This window comes from Acidobacterium capsulatum ATCC 51196, assembly GCF_000022565.1.
Lineage (GTDB): Bacteria > Acidobacteriota > Terriglobia > Terriglobales > Acidobacteriaceae > Acidobacterium > Acidobacterium capsulatum.
The window spans coordinates 2962410-2979948 of the sequence record NC_012483.1; the positions used below are offsets into that span (position 1 = coordinate 2962410).

Here is a 17539-nt window from a genome sequence, read left to right on the forward strand (position 1 = left end):
GGCAGGGAATTGGAGCACCGGGCCGGATTTGAACCGGCGAATACTGGTTTTGCAGACCAGCGCGTTAGCCCCTTCGCCACCGGTGCTCAATTTGCCTGCCGCAGCGGAATCCGCGGCAGGCAATCCTTCAAAAACTACTTCGGCTGCGCAGCCGTGCGCAGGTAGGGCTTCACCGTCTTGAAGCCTGGAAACTTCGTCGCAGCTTCTTCATTTGAGACCGCTCCGCCAATGATGATGTCATCGCCCTGCTTCCAGTTCGCGGGCGTTGCCACCGGGTGCTTCGCCGTAAGCTGAATCGAGTCCAGCACGCGAATGATCTCGTCAAAGTTGCGTCCCGTCGTCATCGGGTAGGAGAGTGTCAGCTTGATCTTCTTGTCCGGGCCAATCACAAACACCGTGCGCACCGGCGCATTCAGTGTAGGCGTGCGGCCTTCGCAGCTCTCGCCGGCGTCGGCGGCCAGCATGTCGTAGAGCTTGGCAATCTTCAGCTCAGGATCGCCAATGATCGGGTAGTTCACCTTGTGGCCGCCTACCTCTTCAATGTCCTTCTCCCAGTTGCTGTGGCTGTCCACAGGATCCACGCTCAGGCCGATCACCTTCGCGCCGCGCGCCGCAAACTGGCTCTCCAGCGCAGCCACCGCGCCCAGCTCCGTCGTGCAGACGGGCGTGAAGTCCTTCGGGTGCGAAAACAGAATGGCCCAGTTGTCGCCGATCCATTCGTGAAAGTGAATGGTGCCCTGCGTGGTTTCAGCGGTAAAGTCGGGGGCGATGTCGTTGATGCGCAATCCCATTTTCCTTATTCCTCTCTGCAATGACTCAAAGGTTTTCAACCTTGAAAACTCGAAAACCCACCGCGGCAGCTTCTCTGCGGGTGGGTCAGGGCGATACCAGGTTCCGTTTTCGCTCTTAGAGACACACCCGCAGAGTGCGGCCGCAACAGCAGCACATGCACATCGAGTTGTGAGCGTGAGCGATCACGTAGACAGACTAGGGCGCGCGTGGCCCCCGTGTCAATGCGCATCCTCAGCTACCCTGTCTTCATGTGCGCTCTCGACTACTACCTTTGCGACGTCTTCACCTCCAGGCCGCTCACCGGCAACCAGCTTGCGGTTTTTCCTGACGCTGGCCATCTCTCCCCCGAAGAGATGCAGTCCATCGCCCGTGAAACCAATCTCTCCGAGACCACTTTCCTCTGCCGTCGTGACGCTGCGACCGAGGCGGACCAGGGCTACCGCTTGCGCATTTTCACCGTGCGTGAGGAGCTGCCCTTCGCCGGGCATCCCGCCCTCGGCACCGCTGCCGTCATTCGCCGCTTCGTTGCAGACCATCCCAGTCTTCCCGCTCTCACGCTCGATCTCAACGCCGGCCGCGTCCCCGTTGTCTTTGACGATTCGCAGGCCACGGCTCCGGCCATCTATGGCGAAATGACACAGCCCAAAGCCGAGTTGGGCGCCGTGCAATCACGTGAAGCCATCGCCCCGGCACTCGGTCTTGAGCCATGCGATCTCTCGCCTGAGTGGGCGCCGCAAATCACCTCGACCGGCAATCCCTTCTGCATCGTGCCGCTCCGCTCCGTCGAAGTGCTCGCGCGCCTCAGCCTGCGGGCTGATCTCGCGCCCCCGCTGCTGGCCTCCATCGGAGCCCGCTTCTTCTACGTCATCGCGCAGGAAAAGCCAGGCCAGTGGCAGGCCCGCATGCAGTTCTACAACGGTGAAGATCCCGCCACCGGCTCCGCGGCCGGATGCGCCATGGTCTACCTGGTCGGCAACAGCATTGAGCCGTCAGACACGCGAATTCACCTCCGGCAGGGCCTCGCCATCCATCGCCCCAGCGATCTTTACGGCCGCTGCTCGCTGCAAAACGGCAAGCCCGCGCAGGTGCGCATCTCCGGCTGCACCGTTTTCGTAGCAAAGGGACGGCTTTTCCTTGAGCAATTCACATAGTTTCAACAGAGCCACAGGCGCTGTAACGCTGGCGCAACAGCAATTCGGCCAGCTTCCGTGGATCGTGAGTGCAAATCTCCCCGCTTCTTCGCCTCATGTTCCCTGTTTACACGCCCCGGTGCGGTTCGTACTCTTGGCAAGCGAACTGAGGAAACGAAGTTCACAGCTTTTGCCGATTGACCAAAAACTGAGATAGAGCAATGCGCCGCACGCGCGCCTCTGCTGGCTTGCTGCCGTTCCAGGAGCACTCTTCCGGAGCATGCGCAGTCCGGGGACGCAGGCAACCGTGCCGAGCCTTTGCTCACCGCATTCTGGCCTGATCCAGAACACGGCAGCGTGCGTGCGCGCGACTTTTTCCTTTGTGGAAAAAATCGCCGCCGCGCGGTGGGAGACCCATTGTCTCTGCACAGCCGCCTCGCTTCAGGCCCGGAATGCGGCCCTGAATCACCCGCACACCGGTGCGCCCCGGTGCATGCACAGCCGCTTCGCCAGTGCTCGTGAAGCCAAGAAGGATGTCTAAAAAGAATGAGGCCAAAGAAAGTCATTCTCTGCGTCGACGACAACGAACAGGCTCTGTCGGTCCGCAAATTTCTGCTCGAAACCCGCGGCTATCGCGTGCTCACCGCCACCAGCGCCGCCTCCGCCATTGAGACTCTGCACGAGGGCGGCATCGATCTCGTGTTGAGCGATCTCGTCATGCCCCAGATGGATGGCAACGAGATGATTCGCCGCATGAAGCAGTTCGCGCCTGAGGTGCCCATGATGCTCATCAGCGGAACCGTCAAGGCCTTTGAGCGCGCCAATCGCGCCGATGCCTTTCTGCCCAAGGGCGCGTCCTCGCCCGTTGAACTGCTCGATCGCATTCGCGTCCTCATTGCCCGCAAGCGCGGACCCAAGAAGACCGTGCATCGTCCTCTTTACGACGGCGATCTGGCTGCCTCTGCGCAGGATGGCTACGCCGCCGCGCCCACAGCCATCGCTTCGTAGCCATCGGCCGCCGCCAGTCCTTCACCAGGTTTCCGGCTCCCGGGTTTCAGCCTCGGGAGCCGCCACAGGCTCCCCTCCGGCAGTTACAATCAATACTGTGTCCACCATCGTTGCTGAAAAGCTCACCAAGACATACAAATCCGGCAGAATTCAGGTCACCGCGCTGCGCGGCGTCTCCTTCGGCATTGAAGGAGGCGAGTTTGTCAGCATCGTCGGACCCTCCGGCAGCGGCAAGTCCACGCTCTTCTATCTGTTAGGCGGACTTTCCCGTGCCACCAGCGGCAGCGTGCACATTGATGGTGTCGATTTTGTCGCCCTCAGCGACGCCGAACGCACCCGCATCCGCAAGCAGAAAATCGGCTTCGTCTTTCAAAAGTTCAACCTGCTGCCCACGCTCACCGCACGGCAGAACATTGAACTGGCACACGAAATCTCGGGCCGCAAAGAACCGCTCGACAATAAATTCCTCGACCACCTGGCCGATCTGCTCAGCATCCGCGGCCGTCTCGATCACCGGCCCTCTGAGCTCTCCGGCGGCGAGCAGCAGCGCGTCGCCATCGCTCGCGCGCTCGTCAATCGCCCCGCCATCGTGCTGGCCGACGAGCCCACCGGCAATCTCGACACAGAGAACTCTGACGCTGTGCTCCAGATGCTCCGCCGCTCCAACAAGGAACTGAAGCAGACCGTCCTCATGATCACCCACAACCCCGAGGCCGCCTGCATCGGCGACCGCATCATTCACATGCGCGACGGGGAAATCCGCGGCATCGAGCCGGGCCAGGGCCGCATCACCGGCCATAGCTGGTAGTTCCGCAACCGGACTGCCCGGCTTCCACTTTTCCTGAGCCCGTTTGATTGACCACCAGCGGGCTCCCCGATATACTCAAAAAGTACCTCAAGCGGGAGTAGCTCAGTGGTAGAGCATCGCCTTGCCAAGGCGAGGGTCGCGGGTTCAAGTCCCGTCTCCCGCTCCAGTCGGCCCCTACCTCACATGGCTGGCTGTGGAGAGATTGCACAGGTCTCTGACCCCAAAGGCGCGGTACCCAAGTGGTAAGGGAGAGGTCTGCAAAACCTTTATGCGTCGGTTCGATTCCGACCCGCGCCTCCAATTCTGCACATCGCATTGAATACCCTGAGCTGAATTCCACCAGTCACAAGATTTCGCTTTTTCTTTAGCTTGATGACGAAAGTGATCTGCGAGTATATGTAGCGTATAGGCTACGCTTCTTCCGTGATCGAGATTCGGGAGGCAGATCTCTTTTCCTACTGGCTACGAACGCTGCGGGACGTTCAGGCAAGGGTCCGGATTGCAGCCCGCATCCAACGGCTGGCTTTTGGAAATGCCGGAGATGTGCGGCCTGTGGGAGAGGGGATTAGCGAGCTTCGAGTTCATGCGGGACCTGGATATCGCATTTACTACGCCCAACGCGGCAGCATGCTCATCATTCTGCTCTGTGGCGGAGACAAAGCACGCAGGAGCAGGACATCGCATTGGCTAAAAGGTTGGCAAAGGAGATCGGATGAGCCAGATAACCACGAAGCCCTTTGACCCGGCCGCGTACCTCGATAATGCTGAGGCTGTCGCGGCCTATATCACTGAGGCACTTGAGACGGGTGATCCCGCTTTTGTGGCGGACGCCCTCGGAGTGATTGCTCGCTCGCAGGGCATGACAGAGGTGGCCCGCAAGGCCGGAGTCTCTCGCGAAAGTCTCTATCGCTCATTGAGCACAGATGGCAATCCAGAGCTGGCCACAGTCATGCATGTCTTGCGCGCCCTTGGTCTACAACTCTCTGCCGTGCCTGCTTCCACGCGCAAAGACGTCGCATAATTCTCCTGCCATTCATCACTTTTCTTCGCCCTTGTGTTGCAAATCACATTTGAGATTCCCCCGGAATGTGCGACGATAATCTCTCCTGACAGGCCGCACCGTGTTCGTGCTGCCTGTCGTGAGTCCTCGTTGCACGAAGGGAGGAGATGCTTTGCATCCGTGGCGTACGGTAGTCGCGCTCCTGATCGGGGCCGTCGCCTTTGGCCTTGCCCCGTTGGCCCTGGCACGCCTGTGGGCGGTCGTATTCTCCCCGCAAAAGCCCGGCCCGCAAAAGAACTCCATCTATGAGTGCGGCCTTGAGTCGCACGGCGATGCGTGGATTCGCTTTGACGCCGCCTACTATCTCTACGCCATCGTCTTCCTCATCTTCGATGTGGAGGCCGTCTTCCTGCTCCCCTTCGCGGTCGCCTTCACGGGCCTCACGGCCGGGGCCTGCCTCGCCATGCTCGTTTTTCTTCTTCTGCTCGTCGAAGGTCTGCTCTGGGCATGGCAGAAAGGTGTGCTCACATGGAACTAGCAACCATATCTGTTACAAATCTCAGCGCAAATCCAGGAAGCCGCCGCCATGGATGACCACGCACTCGCGCCGCAGCAGTTGAAAGATCTGAAAGTCGAGCTCAGCAAAAACGGAGTCTTCACCACCACGCTCGAAGAGCTCTACAACTGGGGCCGCCGCAGCTCCGTCTGGCCGCTCACCTTTGGCCTTGCCTGCTGCGCCATTGAGATGATCGCCACCACCATGGCCCGTTATGACCTCGCCCGATTCGGCGCGGAAGTCTTTCGTCCCTCGCCGCGCCAGGCCGATCTCATCATCGTCTCCGGCACCGTCACCAAAAAGATGGCGCCGCAGGTCGTGCGCCTTTACAACCAGATGCCCGAGCCGAAATACGTCATCGCCATGGGCGCATGCGCCATCTCCGGCGGCCCCTTTCGCGATGGCTACAACGTTCTCAAGGGCATCGACCGCTACATCCCCGTGGACGTCCATATTCCCGGCTGCCCGCCGCGACCCGAGGCGCTCATTCACGCCTTCATGACGTTGCAGAAGAAGATCGACGCCCAATCCCTCCGTGGCTCAGATCGTCCGCGCCATCTGCAATCCGGCGCCCCCAGTGAATTTCCCGTGCCCGCGTTTGGCGAGCACGGCCTTGAGCCCACGCACAACCCTGACGTCTTTCCGCCGCAAGCTGAAAGCCCCTTCAAGGTGCTGCCATGAGCACTGCTGCCACCGTTGTCGATCTCTCTGCAGAGGCTCTTCGCGCCGCACTCGAGTCCGCCATTCCCGGCTGCCAGATCACAGTGGTTCCCAAGGGAAGCCCCTCGGCACAGCACTCTCTGGTGCTCGACCGCGCGTACGCTGTCGAAGCTGCACGCTATTTGCGTGACCATGCGGATTACCGCCTCGACTACTGCTCTGACGTGGCGGGTGTGGACTGGCTCGACGCCGAAAAGAAAGAAACTGTAAAAGTTACAAAAACTGTAGAAACCCCTGAAGGCCCGGCAGAGCAGCAAGTGGACGAGACCCGTACCACCCTCATCCCCGGCTACCTTGAAGCTGTCTATCACCTTTACTCGGTCGAGAAAAAGCATGGGCCCGTGGTATTGCGCCTGCGCACGGCCGATCGCGCCGCGAACACCCATGTGCCGTCGCTCACCCCCATCTGGCGCAGCGCGGAATTTCAGGAGCGCGAAGCCTTCGACCTCTATGGCATCGTCTTCGACGGCCATCCCGATCTGCGCCGCATCCTCATGTGGGACAACTTCACCGACTATCCCATGCGCAAAGACTACGTGCCTCCCAGCGAAGAAGACGAAGGGAGAGACGCGCAATGACTACGGCTCTCAGTCCCACAGCGATTCTTTCATCGGACTCAGACATCCTCGAAGTCTCCATGGGGCCGCATCATCCGTCTACGCATGGCGTCTTTCGCATGGATGTGCGCCTTGACGGCGAGCGCGTCGTGCGCCTCAAGCCGGTCTTCGGTTACCTGCACCGCAATCACGAGAAGATTGCCGAAAACGCGAGCTATCTCGCCTCCATACCCTATACCGACCGCCTCGACTATCTCTGCTCCATGACCAACAACTGGGGCTATGTGCTCACCGTCGAGAAGCTCGCAGGCATCACGGTGCCCGAGCGCGCCGAATACATTCGCATCATTGCCGCCGAGCTCACCCGCTTTCAAAACCATGCGGGCCTCGTCGGCTTTCTCATGCAGGACATGGGCGCCAGCGGCACCCCGCTGATGTACGCCTTCCGCGAGCGCGAGAAGATTCTCGACCTCTTCGAGTCCCTCACCGGCGCGCGCATGATGTGCAACTATCTGCGCTTTGGCGGCGTGCGCGTCGACTGCACAGAAGAGTGGCTCAACCAGACGCGCCAACTCGTGGCTGCTCTGCCGCGCTTCGTCGATGAATTCGAGCGCCTGCTCCGCGAAAACGAAATCCTGATGGCACGCACGCAAGGCGTGGGTGTTCTGCCGCGCGAGCTCGCCATCAATGCTGGCGTCAGCGGCCCCATGTTGCGCGCCAGCGGCGTCAACTACGATGTGCGCAAGGTGGATGGCTACGGCCTTTATCCGCGTATGAAGTTCCGCGTGCCGCTCGGCGATCACGGCGACGTGTATGACCGCTACATGATGCGTATTCTTGAAATGCGCGAGTCCGTCAGCATTCTTGAGCAGGCGTTGCGCGACATTCCCGCCGGTCCCATCCAGGATCCCAAAACGAAGCTGCGCGGCCTGCGCCCCAAGGCCGGCGAAGCCTACGCGCGCGTCGAGTCGCCCAAAGGGGAGCTCGGCTTTTATCTCATCAGCGATGGCACCATGAATCCCTATCGCTATCGCGTGCGGCCGCCCAGCATGATCAACCTCACCATTCTTGAGGACATGTGCCTCGGCCGTAACGTGGCCGATGTCGTCGTGATCCTGGGCAGCGTCGACATCGTCATGGGAGAGGTGGACCGATGACGAATCTTCAATTTTCAGCAAGCAGCCCACAGGTGAATCCTTGCAGTCATTTCGCGAGCCTGGCGGATGACTGGCAACTGGCAACTGGAGACTCATATGCTCGGTGAAGGCATTGCCAAAGGACTCATCGAAACCGCCCGCAACTTCTTCGGCAGCTTCGTCGACAAGGATCGCCTCGTCACCGTGCAGTATCCCGAGGAGCGGCATCCGCTGCCCGAAGCCTCGCGCGTCTTTCCCTTCCTGCTCTATGACGGCGACGATGCAGAGAAAGGCCTGCGCTGCGTCTCTTGCCACATCTGCGAGAAGGAGTGCCCGCCGCACTGCATCACCATCGAGAAGAGCACAGACAAAAAGCCGGATTACGTTGGCAAGTCTCAGTTTTATCCGGCCGTTTTTAACATCGATGTTTCGGTCTGCATGAGCTGCCAGATCTGCGTCGAGGTCTGCCCCTTCGACGCCATCCGCATGGATACGGCCTTTGAACTCAGCACCAGTGATCGCTTCGACGGCCTGCTTTGGACTAAGGAGCAACTCGCGAAGCCCAACAGCCACTACCGGCAGATTCATCCCACTGAGGCCGCCGAGGTCGATACGCGCCGCGCAGACGACGTCGCCAAGGCAGAGGCCAAAGCCGCCGCTGCCGCGCAGAAAGAGGCCGGCGCATGATGACTCTCGTTTCCGCGCAATCCGTCGATCAAGTCTTCGTCAACCTCGACCACTGGCTCGTCGCGCACACCCCCGCCCCCCTGCAGCCGCTGGCGGCGATCCTGTTGATCATCGTCCCCATTCTCGCCATCTTCCCCGGCCTCTTCGCGCTCACCACGGTGCTGGAGCGCAAGGGCCTCGGTCGCATGCAAAATCGCTTCGGCCCCAATCGTGTCGGCCCGCTGGGCCTTTTGCAGCCCGTAGCGGATGGCATCAAAGCGCTCACCAAAGAAGACATCGTGCCACGCTCCGCCGACGCCCTGCTGCACTTCCTCGCGCCCGTCGTCATCGTCTGCACCGCCTTTCTGGCCTACGCCGTGCTGCCGATCGGCCGCAACATGATCGCCGTGCATCTCGATGCGGGCATCCTCTTCTTCTTCGCCATCGGCTCTGCAACCGAGCTCGCCGTCTTCATGGCAGGCTGGTCGAGCCGCAACAAATATTCGCTGCTCGGCGCCATGCGCGCCATCGCGCAGATGATCAGCTACGAAATCCCGCTCATCCTCTCGTCGGTGGCCGTCATCATGATTGCCGGCACGCTTTCACCCGAGCAGATCGTTACGGCGCAGGCCGGCTTTACCGGAATCTTCCCGCACTGGTATGTCTTCACGCCCTGGGGATTCGCTGGCTTCTTCCTCTTCATGACAGCCGCAGCAGCCGAGACGAATCGCAGCCCGTTTGATCTACCCGAAGGAGAGTCCGAGATCATCGCCGGCTACTTCATCGAATACTCCGGCTTCAAATTCGCACTCTTCTTCCTTGCCGAGTATCTTGAAATCTTTGCCGTCAGCGGCCTCGGCATCACCCTCTTCCTCGGCGGATGGTCCGCGCCCTTCAGCTTTCTCACCTGGATCCCATCCTGGTGCTGGTTCTTCGCAAAGCTGCTCGTGCTTATCGCCACTTTCATCTGGATTCGCGGCACACTTCCGCGCCTGCGCATGGATCAGCTCATGAACTTCGCATGGAAATTCATGCTGCCCATGACGCTGCTCGAAATTCTCTCCGCGGGCATCTGGAGATTCTTCCCGCAAAGCGGCTTCTGGCCTGTGGTTCGCTGGCTGGCATGCGCACTGCTGCTCGCCGTGCCCTATATATTGCTCGCGCGAGGCCTCGAACACGGCCGCCGCATCGAGAAGCGAGTCTATCGCTATGCGGAGGAGTCATGAGCCCAACCACAGCGCCGAATCATTTCGCATTAGGGCATAACCATAGCCGTGCCGCTGAGGGCTTCATAACCACGGAACCGAATCAATCGGCATCAGGACTGAGCCTCAGCTGTGCCGCTGAAAGCTTCGTAATCTCAGCGCCAAGCCGTTTGTATCAGGGCACGGCTTTAGCCGTGCCGCTCAGAGCTACAAAAAAGAGGGGGCTTTAGCCCCTGAGGTATGAAGACAAGAAGTGAGCGCCAATACGCCGCAAACATCCTGCATCGCGGCCTTGGTCTCTGATTTCCGGTATCGCCTGGGGGAAAGGTAACCATGGCTGTATCTTTCTGGATTCTCGCATTTCTCACGCTCGCCAGCGCCGTTGCCGCCATGACCATGGCGCGGCTCATTCACTGTGCGCTCGCGCTGGTGCTCGCCTTCGCCGGGGTCGCCACGCTCTACCTCAACCTCGGTGCGGAGTTTGCGGGCCTCGCCCAATTACTCGTCTACGTCGGCGCAGTGGCCATCCTGATTGTCTTTGCCATTCTGCTCACGCGCAGCAGTGAGGTTACGGCCATGCCCGCGGCTCGCACGGCTTTCTCCGGTAGCCTCATCGCGCTCGCGGTCTTTGCCGTGCTTGCGCGCGCTATTATTTCCAGCCGCCTCGTGCATGCAGCCCCCGCGCAACCCATTGCGCCCATGGCCACGGTCCGGCAGATCGGCGAAGCGCTCATGCAGCCCTATGTGCTGCCGCTTGAAGTGCTGGCCCTGCTGCTCACCGCCGCGCTCATCGGTGCGGTACTCATCGCGCTGCGAGAGAAGCCCTCAAAGCAAGGAGCGCCCACATCATGACCCCGCTCACCGCTTGTCTGCTCGTCGCGTCGCTGCTCTTTGCCGTTGGCCTCGCCGGAGCCATCACGCGCCGTTCCGCCATTCTCGTCCTTGCGGGCATTGAACTCATGCTCAGCGCTGCCAATCTGAACTTCATCGCCTTCTGGCGCTATGGTCCGCATGCAGCCTCGGCAACTCATCCGCTCACCGGCGTCCTCTTCGTGCTGTTTTCCATCGCCGTGGCCGCAGCCGAAGCCGCCGTGGGCCTCGCGCTCATCGTGGCGATCTACCGTCACGCCAATACATCGGATGTAACCGAAATCACGGAACTGAAGGGGTAGCGCATGTCATCTTGCACCTTCCGGAGTCGAACCCTTGCTTAAGCTCCTCTGGCTCATCCCTGCGCTCCCCATGCTGGCGGCGGCTCTCATCGCGCTGATGCCGCGGCAGCGTCGCGTTCCGGCAGCGGCGCTCGCCATCGGCTCGCTCGGCATCTCGTTGCTACTCTCGCTCGTCGCTCTGGTCCAGACCATCGCCAATCCTGTCCGCCAGGTCTACAACTTCAACTGGCTGCAATTTGGCTCGCAGTGGGTCCAACTTGGCTGGATTCTCGATCCCCTCTGCGCCGTCATGCTGGTGATGGTCACCTTCGTCGGCCTGCTCATCTTTATCTACAGCCTTGGCTACATGGCGCATGATGAGAACTTCACGCGCTTCTTCTGCTTCCTCGCGCTCTTTGCCGGGGCCATGCTCGGCGTCGTCCTCGCCAATAGCCTGCTCTTGCTCTTTATGTGCTGGGAGATCGTCGGCCTTACCTCCTACCTGCTCATCGGCTTCTGGTTCCATAAGCCCTCAGCCGCCGCCGCCGCGAAAAAAGCCTTCATCACCACCCGCATTGGCGATCTCGGCCTGCTGCTCGGCATGGTCTGGCTCTATGCGAGCAGCGGTACGCTGCTCTTCTACAACAACGGCGCGGGATGCCTCGAACACTCCGCGCTCGCCGCCATGGTCACGCAGACCACCCTCGCAGGCATGGCCGTCTCCACCGCAATTGCCTTGCTCCTCTTTTGCGGAGCAGCCGGCAAATCCGGCCAGGTGCCGCTGCACGTCTGGCTGCCAGACGCCATGGAAGGCCCCACCCCCGTCAGCGCGCTCATTCATGCCGCGACCATGGTGGCCGCCGGCGTCTATCTCATCGCGCGCGTCTATCCACTCATGGCTGCGGCCGCCACGCCGCACACCATCAGCGCCGCGCTGCAGGTGGTCGCCTGGGTCGGAGCCATCACCGCTTTCTTCGCCGCCTGCATCGCTGTTGCGCAGAATGACATCAAGCGCATCCTCGCCTATTCCACGGTCTCTCAACTCGGTTACATGATGCTGGGCCTCGGCGTCGGCGGAGTCGCCATCGGCATGTTCCACCTCATCACGCACGCCTTCTTCAAGGCGCTGCTCTTCCTCGGTGCGGGCTCCGTCATTCACGGCTGCACTGAAGAGCAGGACATTCGCAACATGGGCGGCCTGCGCCGCTTCATGCCCATCACCTTCGTGACCTACATGTGCGGCATGCTCGCCCTCTGCGGCTTTCCGCTCTTCGCCGGTTTCTGGAGCAAGGACGAAATCCTTCATGCCGCGCACGGCTGGCCCATCTCGCTCGGGCCGTTCTATCTCGGTGCTGCTGGGGCCTTACTGACTGCCTTCTACATGACGCGCCAGGTTTGCTACGTCTTCTTTGGCCCGCGCCGTTTGCCTGAGGCCACGGCGGACCTCTCATCACCGCGCCCGCCAGAAGCCTGCGTCATCCGCGACCCGCACGAGAGCCCCGCCGTCATGACGGTGCCGCTCATCGTGCTCGCGCTCTTCGCCGTCTTGCTCGGCTTCATCAGCACGCCCGCATGGCCATGGTTCAGCAACTTCCTCATCAGCACCCGCGCCACACTTGATCTCACTCGCTTCGCCGCCGCCGATCTCGCCATGCTCATGATCGTTTCTTCGCTCATCGTCTTCGCGGGCCTCGGCCTCGGATGGTGGCTTTATGGCCGCAAGCCAATCGAGCGTGCCACAGATCCTGATGCACTCCAGACCCTGCAACCCACGCTCTTTCATGTGCTGCAGCAACGCTTCTATGTAGATGAAATCTATGACGCGACCATACTGCGCCTCGCGCGCATCGCTTCGGTGGTAGCCGACGGATTCGACCGCTGGATTCTCGGCGGTACGGTGCAAGCCATCGCAGCTCTTACCCGCTTGCTCGGCCATGTCGATGCCGCTATCGATACGCATGCCGTCAATGGCGGCTTTGATCTCGGTTGCCGCGAACTGAACCGTAGCGGGGCATTGTTCGCAACTTGGCAAAACGGACGCGTGCAGACTTATCTGCGCACTCTCGGTGTCGCGCTCGCCGTGCTCGCTGCATGGGTGCTTCTGTGGGGGTGGCGATGATCTTCGCAGGTCCACTCACCTGGCTTACCGCGCTTCCATTCGCAGGAGCCTTCGCCGTACTCGCGCTCTCGCGCAATCGTGCGCTTGCCCGCGCTCTGGCCATCCTCATTGCTGTGGCCTCGCTACTGGGCACGCTGGCCCTCTGGGTTCATTTCAACGCTGCAAGTTCCGGCATGCAATTTGAGCAGCAATATGCATGGGCGTCGTCGATCGGGCTCACCTACCACGTTGGCATTGACGGACTCGGTCTGCTCTTACTGGTGCTCTCAGCCATCGTTGTGCTCATGTCGCTCATCGCTTCCTGGAGCAACCCGGCGCACGGCCCGGTTTACTTCGCCCTGGTGCTCTTTCTGGAGTGCGGCCTCTTCGGCACCTTCACCGCTCTCAACTTCCTGCACTGGTTCCTCTATTGGGAGCTGACGCTCATCCCCGCGTTCTTTCTGGTGCGTCAGTGGGGCGGAGCCAAACGCGCACAAGCTTCGTTGCAATTCTTTCTCTACACCATGGTGGGCAGCGTCGCGCTCCTCGTCGCGTTCCTTGCGCTCTATCTCGCGGCTGGAACCTTCGACTTCCTCGCACTTGCACAATGGGCGCATCAGGGCCAGCTCACTGCCGCGCTACAACAGCAATTCGCCTGGACCGGATGGTCCGGCTCCTCGCTCGCACTGCTGCTCTTCTGGGCAGTCTTTCTTGGCTTCGCAGTCAAGACACCCGTGGTCCCGTTCCATACGTGGCTGCCGGCCACTTATGCCGAAGCTTCCAGCGAAACCACCATGCTCCTCACCGGCGCCATGTCCAAGATGGGCGTCTACGGCTTCCTCCGCATCCTGCTGCCCATCTTCCCCGAGCAGATGCAGCAGATGCTCACTCCGCTGCTCTGGCTCGCTCTCGCTTCCATCGTGTTGCCAGCGCTGGCTGCCTGGGCGCAGCGCGACCTCAAACGCACCTTCGCTTACTCCTCGGTCAACCACCTTGGCTATTGCGTGCTGGGCATCTGCGTCGTCGCGCGCTTTACAGGAGCAGACCCCTCCCTGCTCCTTGAAAAATCCGCCGCACTCACCGGTGTGCTACTGCAAATCTTCAGCCACGGCCTCACCGCCGCCGCGCTCTTCTGGTTTGTTGCGTTGCTTGAGCGCCGCAACCAGGGCAAGCGCGCTCTCACTGACTTTGGCGGTCTCCGCAAAATCGTTCCCGTCTTCTGCGGACTCATGGGCATCGCCATCTTTGCCTCACTCGGCCTGCCCGGTCTCAACGGATTTCCCGGCGAGTTCCTCATCTTCAAAGGCGTCTTCCCGCTCGCAGGCTGGGCCGCTGCTCTTGCCCTGCTGGGCCTGCTCTTCACGGCAGTTTTCCTGTTAGCCGTGCTGCAGCGCGTCTTCTTTGGCCCAATGCGTGAATCACAGCAACAAGCTCCCATGCCTGACCTCACCGCTGCGGAGCGCTTCGCCTTCGCTCCGGTTATCGCGCTCATGCTGGTGCTCGGCTTTTATCCCCAGCTCATCGCAGGCAAAATGACCGGCACCGTCGCGCAATGGACCGCCCCGCAGGCCGCACCGCTGCAAACTGCTGCCAACACAGTTACAAATCCCTCCGGATATCCCGTTCGCGCCACGGAGGCCCATCGCTGATGCCGCTCACGACGATTCCACAGCCGCTCGCTTTCGCTCCGCAACTCGCGTGGACCATCTACGCCTCTTTCCTGGGTGCGGCCGCTGTCCTGCTCACGCCCCAATCGCGCCCGCAGTTTACCCGCTGGGTCGCGTTGCTCACTTCGCTGGTCGGCTTCGTACTCACCCTCGGCGCGGTGCTGCAGTATCAGCCCGGCTCGCTGCTTGTCGTCGCGGACTCTACCTGGATTCCTCAACTCGGTATCCGCTACACGCTCGCCGCCGACGGCATCAGCCTTACGCTCTTGCTGCTCACCGGCCTCGCGGCCATGGCCGGCATCCTCTTTTCGTGGAACATCGAACATCGCACCCGCGAGTTTTTCGCCTTCTACCTCGTGCTCATCGGCGGAGTCTACGGCGTCTTCCTCAGCTTTGATCTCTTCCTGCTCTTCGTCTTCTACGAGATTGCGATCATCCCCAAATACTTCCTCATCGCCATCTGGGGTTCCGCGCCCAACGGAGACACGCGCCCGCGCCAATACGCAGCCATGAAGCTCGCGCTCTACTCCTTCGCGGGCAGCGCGCTTGTGCTCATTGGCATTCTCGCCGCATGGGCCGCTTCAGGCTCCCAGACGCTCAACCTCGCCGTCCTCGCTCACTATCCGTTCTCGCAGCACTTCCAGATGTGGGCCTTCCCGCTCGTCTTCGTGGGCTTTGCGGTGCTCGCCGGCCTCTGGCCGTTCCATACCTGGGCGCCCACGGGCCACGCCGCCGCGCCCACTGCTGCCTCCATGTTGTTGGCTGGTGTTGTTATGAAGCTCGGTGCCTACGGCTGCCTGCGCGTCGCCATGATGCTCTTTCCCCTCGGCCTCGCACCATGGGGATTCCACATTCTCGGCCTCGGCTCCTGGCGTGATGTCTTCGCCCTGCTCGCGCTTATCAGCATCGTCTACGGCGCCAGCGTCGCCCTCGTCCAGCGCGACTTCAAATTCGTCATCGGCTACTCCAGCGTCAGTCACATGGGATTTGTGTTGCTCGGCCTCATGACGCTCAGCCAGATCGGCATCGACGGCGCGGTGCTGCAAATGTTCTCTCACGGCATCATCGCGGGGCTGCTCTTCGCCGTCGTCGGCCGCATGGTCTACGACCGCACCCACACCCGCGACCTCGCCGCTCTCGGCCCCATGCATCTCAGCCGCGCATTGCCGTTTGCGGCCATCACCTTCACCCTCGCCGCCATGGCCTCCGTCGGCCTTCCCGGTTTCAGCGGATTCATCGCCGAACTGCAAGTCATCCTCGGCGTCTGGCGCTCCATGCCATGGATGGTCTTCGCTGTCGCGCTTGGCATTCTCATCGGTGTCGCCTTCACCTGGCGCGCGCTCACTCGGGTATTCTTTCCCGCTGCTCAATCAGACGAGCCGCCCGCGCCCATCGAACATCCTCTGCCGCCCATCACTTTGCCCGAGCGCGCCGGAGCACTGCTTTTGCTCACGGCAACCATCATCGTCGGCCTCTACCCGCACATTCTTATGCGACTCATTCTGCCTAGCCTGCAATCTCCGCTCTTCTCGGCTCTGCGTAACGGAGGCTGGCGATGAACCCGGTCTCCTACTCCGAACTGCTGCGCCTCACACTGCCGCAAATCGCCCTCACTGTCGCCGCCTTCTTCGTGCTGGCCTGTGACGGCATGCTGCTGCGCCGCTCTCCAATAGCCGTACGCGCTCGCATCGCCATGCTGCTCTCGGTGGCAGGCTCCCTCGTGGCGCTCGCACTCCTGCCTCTCACTGCGCCGGTCCAATTGCTCGATGGCATGCTGGTGCTCGACGCCCGCACGGGCGTGGTGCAGGTCGTGCTGCTGCTGTTCACTCTCGCCGTCACGCTCCTCTCCGGCTCAGTGTTAGCCCAGCAGGGCAGGGAAGTATCCGCATTCACCACCCACATCGGCGAATTCTTCGCCTTGCTCTTATTCGCAACCGTCGCGGCACTCTTTCTGGTCAGCACGCAAAATCTTCTGCTCATCTTTCTTGCGGTTGAGTTTTTGAGCCTCGTGCTCTACATCCTCACAGCTTTCAATAAACACAGCCGCGCCTCGGCTGAGGCCGCGCTCAAGTACTTTCTGTTTGGCGGCATGTCCGCCGGTTTTCTGCTCTTCGGCATCAGCCTGCTTTATGGAGTCTCTGGCTCGCTTGATCTGCAGCAAATTGCGCTCGCGGCCTCGCAGCCCGACTCTCTGCTCCTCGTGGCCATCGTGCTCGTCATCCTCGGCTTCGGATTCAAGATCGCCGCCGCACCCTTCCACCTCTGGGCTCCTGATGCCTACCAGGGCGCACCGTCTCTCAGCGCCGGTTTCATCGCGTCCTCTTCAAAGGTAGCGAGCTTCTTCGTCTTCGCCCAGGTGCTCTTCATCGGCGTGGCCAGCGCCTCCGGCAATGCGGCGTGGCATCTTTCCGCTCCAGGATGGATGCCCATCCTCGCGGCCGTCGCAGTGCTCTCTATGCTGCTCGGGAATCTCGCCGCGCTCGCCCAGACCAGCCTGCGCCGCCTGCTCGCCTACTCGGCGATTGGCCACGCGGGCTATCTCCTGCTCGGCCTCATCGCGCATACGCCACAGAGTCTCGCCGCGCTGCTCTACTACGTCTTTACCTATGCGCTGGCCGTGCTCGGTGCATTCGGCGTGCTCGCCATCCTTGAAACAAACGGCATCGATTCACTCTCATCCCTCGCAGGACTCAGCCGCCGCTCTCCCGCGCTCTCTGCCTGCCTGCTTGTCTTTCTGCTCTCGCTGGCAGGCATTCCGCCGCTGGTCGGCTTCTTCGCCAAGTTCTGGCTCTTCGCCGCCGCATTGCAGGCCGCGCCCGCCTTTGGACTCCTCTGGCTTGTCATCCTTGCCATTCTGATGAGTGTGGTCGCGCTCTTCTACTATCTGCGTGTGCTGCGTCAGGTCTATGTCGTGCCGATGGCAGAGGACGCCACTCCGCTTTCATCCCCCACACTGGCCCGCATCACGCTCCTCGTCATGGCCGCGCTCACGTTGCTGCTCGGCTGCGCGCCCAATCTGCTCATGCGCTGGTTGCGCTAGCTCTG

The 17539-nt window shown here is 61.3% G+C and carries 18 protein-coding genes and 3 tRNA genes; 19 read left to right on the plus strand and 2 right to left on the minus strand.

All coding sequences use genetic code 11. The annotated features are described in order from the left end of the window. Positions 1 to 10: 10 nt before the first annotated feature. Both ACP_RS12150 and ACP_RS12155 read right to left on the minus strand, forming a co-directional pair. A tRNA-Cys gene (locus ACP_RS12150) sits at positions 11 to 86 on the minus strand. 48 nt (positions 87 to 134) lie between these two features. Then, complete coding sequence (locus ACP_RS12155) at positions 135 to 791, minus strand: peroxiredoxin (protein ID WP_015897629.1); 657 nt, start codon at positions 789 to 791, stop codon at positions 135 to 137. 207 nt (positions 792 to 998) lie between these two features. Between ACP_RS12155 and ACP_RS12160 the strand changes: the two genes are divergently transcribed. The 19 genes from ACP_RS12160 (at position 999) to ACP_RS12250 (ending at position 17534) form a co-directional block, all read left to right on the plus strand. Continuing rightward, positions 999 to 1943, plus strand: coding sequence for a PhzF family phenazine biosynthesis protein (locus ACP_RS12160; protein WP_148215142.1), 945 nt, complete (start codon positions 999 to 1001; stop codon positions 1941 to 1943). A gap of 525 nt (positions 1944 to 2468) precedes the next feature. Then, a complete protein-coding gene (locus ACP_RS12170; RefSeq protein WP_052294801.1) occupies positions 2469 to 2930 on the plus strand; it encodes a response regulator in 462 nt (153 codons plus the stop codon). A 97-nt stretch (positions 2931 to 3027) separates the two neighbouring features. Beyond that, positions 3028 to 3738, plus strand: a complete 711-nt coding sequence (locus ACP_RS12175) for an ABC transporter ATP-binding protein (RefSeq protein ID WP_015897631.1) — start codon at positions 3028 to 3030, stop codon at positions 3736 to 3738. 91 nt (positions 3739 to 3829) lie between these two features. Continuing rightward, positions 3830 to 3904, plus strand: a tRNA-Gly gene (locus tag ACP_RS12180). A gap of 59 nt (positions 3905 to 3963) precedes the next feature. After that, positions 3964 to 4038 (plus strand) — tRNA-Cys (locus ACP_RS12185). 123 nt (positions 4039 to 4161) lie between these two features. After that, positions 4162 to 4479, plus strand: a complete 318-nt coding sequence (locus ACP_RS18820; RefSeq protein ID WP_015897632.1) for a type II toxin-antitoxin system RelE/ParE family toxin — start codon at positions 4162 to 4164, stop codon at positions 4477 to 4479. Next, the gene (locus ACP_RS12190; protein ID WP_041839546.1) at positions 4451 to 4759 is read left to right on the plus strand and encodes an addiction module antidote protein; all 309 of its coding nucleotides are present in this window, start codon (positions 4451 to 4453) and stop codon (positions 4757 to 4759) included. Before ACP_RS18820 ends, ACP_RS12190 begins: the two co-directional genes overlap by 29 nt. Before the next feature lie 151 nt (positions 4760 to 4910). Next, positions 4911 to 5276: an NADH-quinone oxidoreductase subunit A gene (locus ACP_RS12195; RefSeq protein ID WP_015897633.1), complete on the plus strand. Its 366-nt coding sequence runs from the start codon at positions 4911 to 4913 to the stop codon at positions 5274 to 5276. A 48-nt stretch (positions 5277 to 5324) separates the two neighbouring features. Further along, positions 5325 to 5975, plus strand: a complete 651-nt coding sequence (locus tag ACP_RS12200; protein WP_015897634.1) for an NADH-quinone oxidoreductase subunit B — start codon at positions 5325 to 5327, stop codon at positions 5973 to 5975. Beyond that, complete coding sequence (locus ACP_RS12205; protein WP_015897635.1) at positions 5972 to 6592, plus strand: NADH-quinone oxidoreductase subunit C; 621 nt, start codon at positions 5972 to 5974, stop codon at positions 6590 to 6592. The genes ACP_RS12200 and ACP_RS12205 overlap by 4 nt, the downstream gene beginning before the upstream one ends. Beyond that, positions 6589 to 7728, plus strand: a complete 1140-nt coding sequence (locus tag ACP_RS12210; RefSeq protein WP_015897636.1) for an NADH-quinone oxidoreductase subunit D — start codon at positions 6589 to 6591, stop codon at positions 7726 to 7728. The genes ACP_RS12205 and ACP_RS12210 overlap by 4 nt, the downstream gene beginning before the upstream one ends. A 96-nt stretch (positions 7729 to 7824) precedes the next feature. After that, positions 7825 to 8394 (plus strand): 4Fe-4S dicluster domain-containing protein, encoded by a 570-nt coding sequence (locus ACP_RS12215; RefSeq protein ID WP_015897637.1) that lies wholly within the window; start codon positions 7825 to 7827, stop codon positions 8392 to 8394. Next, positions 8391 to 9599: an NADH-quinone oxidoreductase subunit NuoH gene (nuoH, locus tag ACP_RS12220; protein WP_015897638.1), complete on the plus strand. Its 1209-nt coding sequence runs from the start codon at positions 8391 to 8393 to the stop codon at positions 9597 to 9599. The genes ACP_RS12215 and nuoH overlap by 4 nt, the downstream gene beginning before the upstream one ends. A gap of 312 nt (positions 9600 to 9911) precedes the next feature. After that, positions 9912 to 10430, plus strand: a complete 519-nt coding sequence (locus ACP_RS12225; RefSeq protein ID WP_015897639.1) for an NADH-quinone oxidoreductase subunit J family protein — start codon at positions 9912 to 9914, stop codon at positions 10428 to 10430. Continuing rightward, positions 10427 to 10750: an NADH-quinone oxidoreductase subunit NuoK gene (nuoK, locus tag ACP_RS12230; protein WP_015897640.1), complete on the plus strand. Its 324-nt coding sequence runs from the start codon at positions 10427 to 10429 to the stop codon at positions 10748 to 10750. The genes ACP_RS12225 and nuoK overlap by 4 nt, the downstream gene beginning before the upstream one ends. 34 nt (positions 10751 to 10784) lie before the next feature. Continuing rightward, positions 10785 to 12848, plus strand: a complete 2064-nt coding sequence (nuoL, locus tag ACP_RS12235; protein WP_015897641.1) for an NADH-quinone oxidoreductase subunit L — start codon at positions 10785 to 10787, stop codon at positions 12846 to 12848. Then, positions 12845 to 14476 (plus strand): complex I subunit 4 family protein, encoded by a 1632-nt coding sequence (locus ACP_RS12240; RefSeq protein WP_015897642.1) that lies wholly within the window; start codon positions 12845 to 12847, stop codon positions 14474 to 14476. The genes nuoL and ACP_RS12240 overlap by 4 nt, the downstream gene beginning before the upstream one ends. Further along, positions 14476 to 16053 carry a complex I subunit 4 family protein gene (locus tag ACP_RS12245; RefSeq protein ID WP_015897643.1) on the plus strand — a complete coding sequence of 526 codons (1578 nt, stop codon included), beginning with the start codon at positions 14476 to 14478 and terminating at the stop codon, positions 16051 to 16053. The genes ACP_RS12240 and ACP_RS12245 overlap by 1 nt, the downstream gene beginning before the upstream one ends. Further along, positions 16050 to 17534 (plus strand): NADH-quinone oxidoreductase subunit N, encoded by a 1485-nt coding sequence (locus tag ACP_RS12250; RefSeq protein WP_015897644.1) that lies wholly within the window; start codon positions 16050 to 16052, stop codon positions 17532 to 17534. Before ACP_RS12245 ends, ACP_RS12250 begins: the two co-directional genes overlap by 4 nt. Positions 17535 to 17539 lie beyond the last annotated feature (5 nt).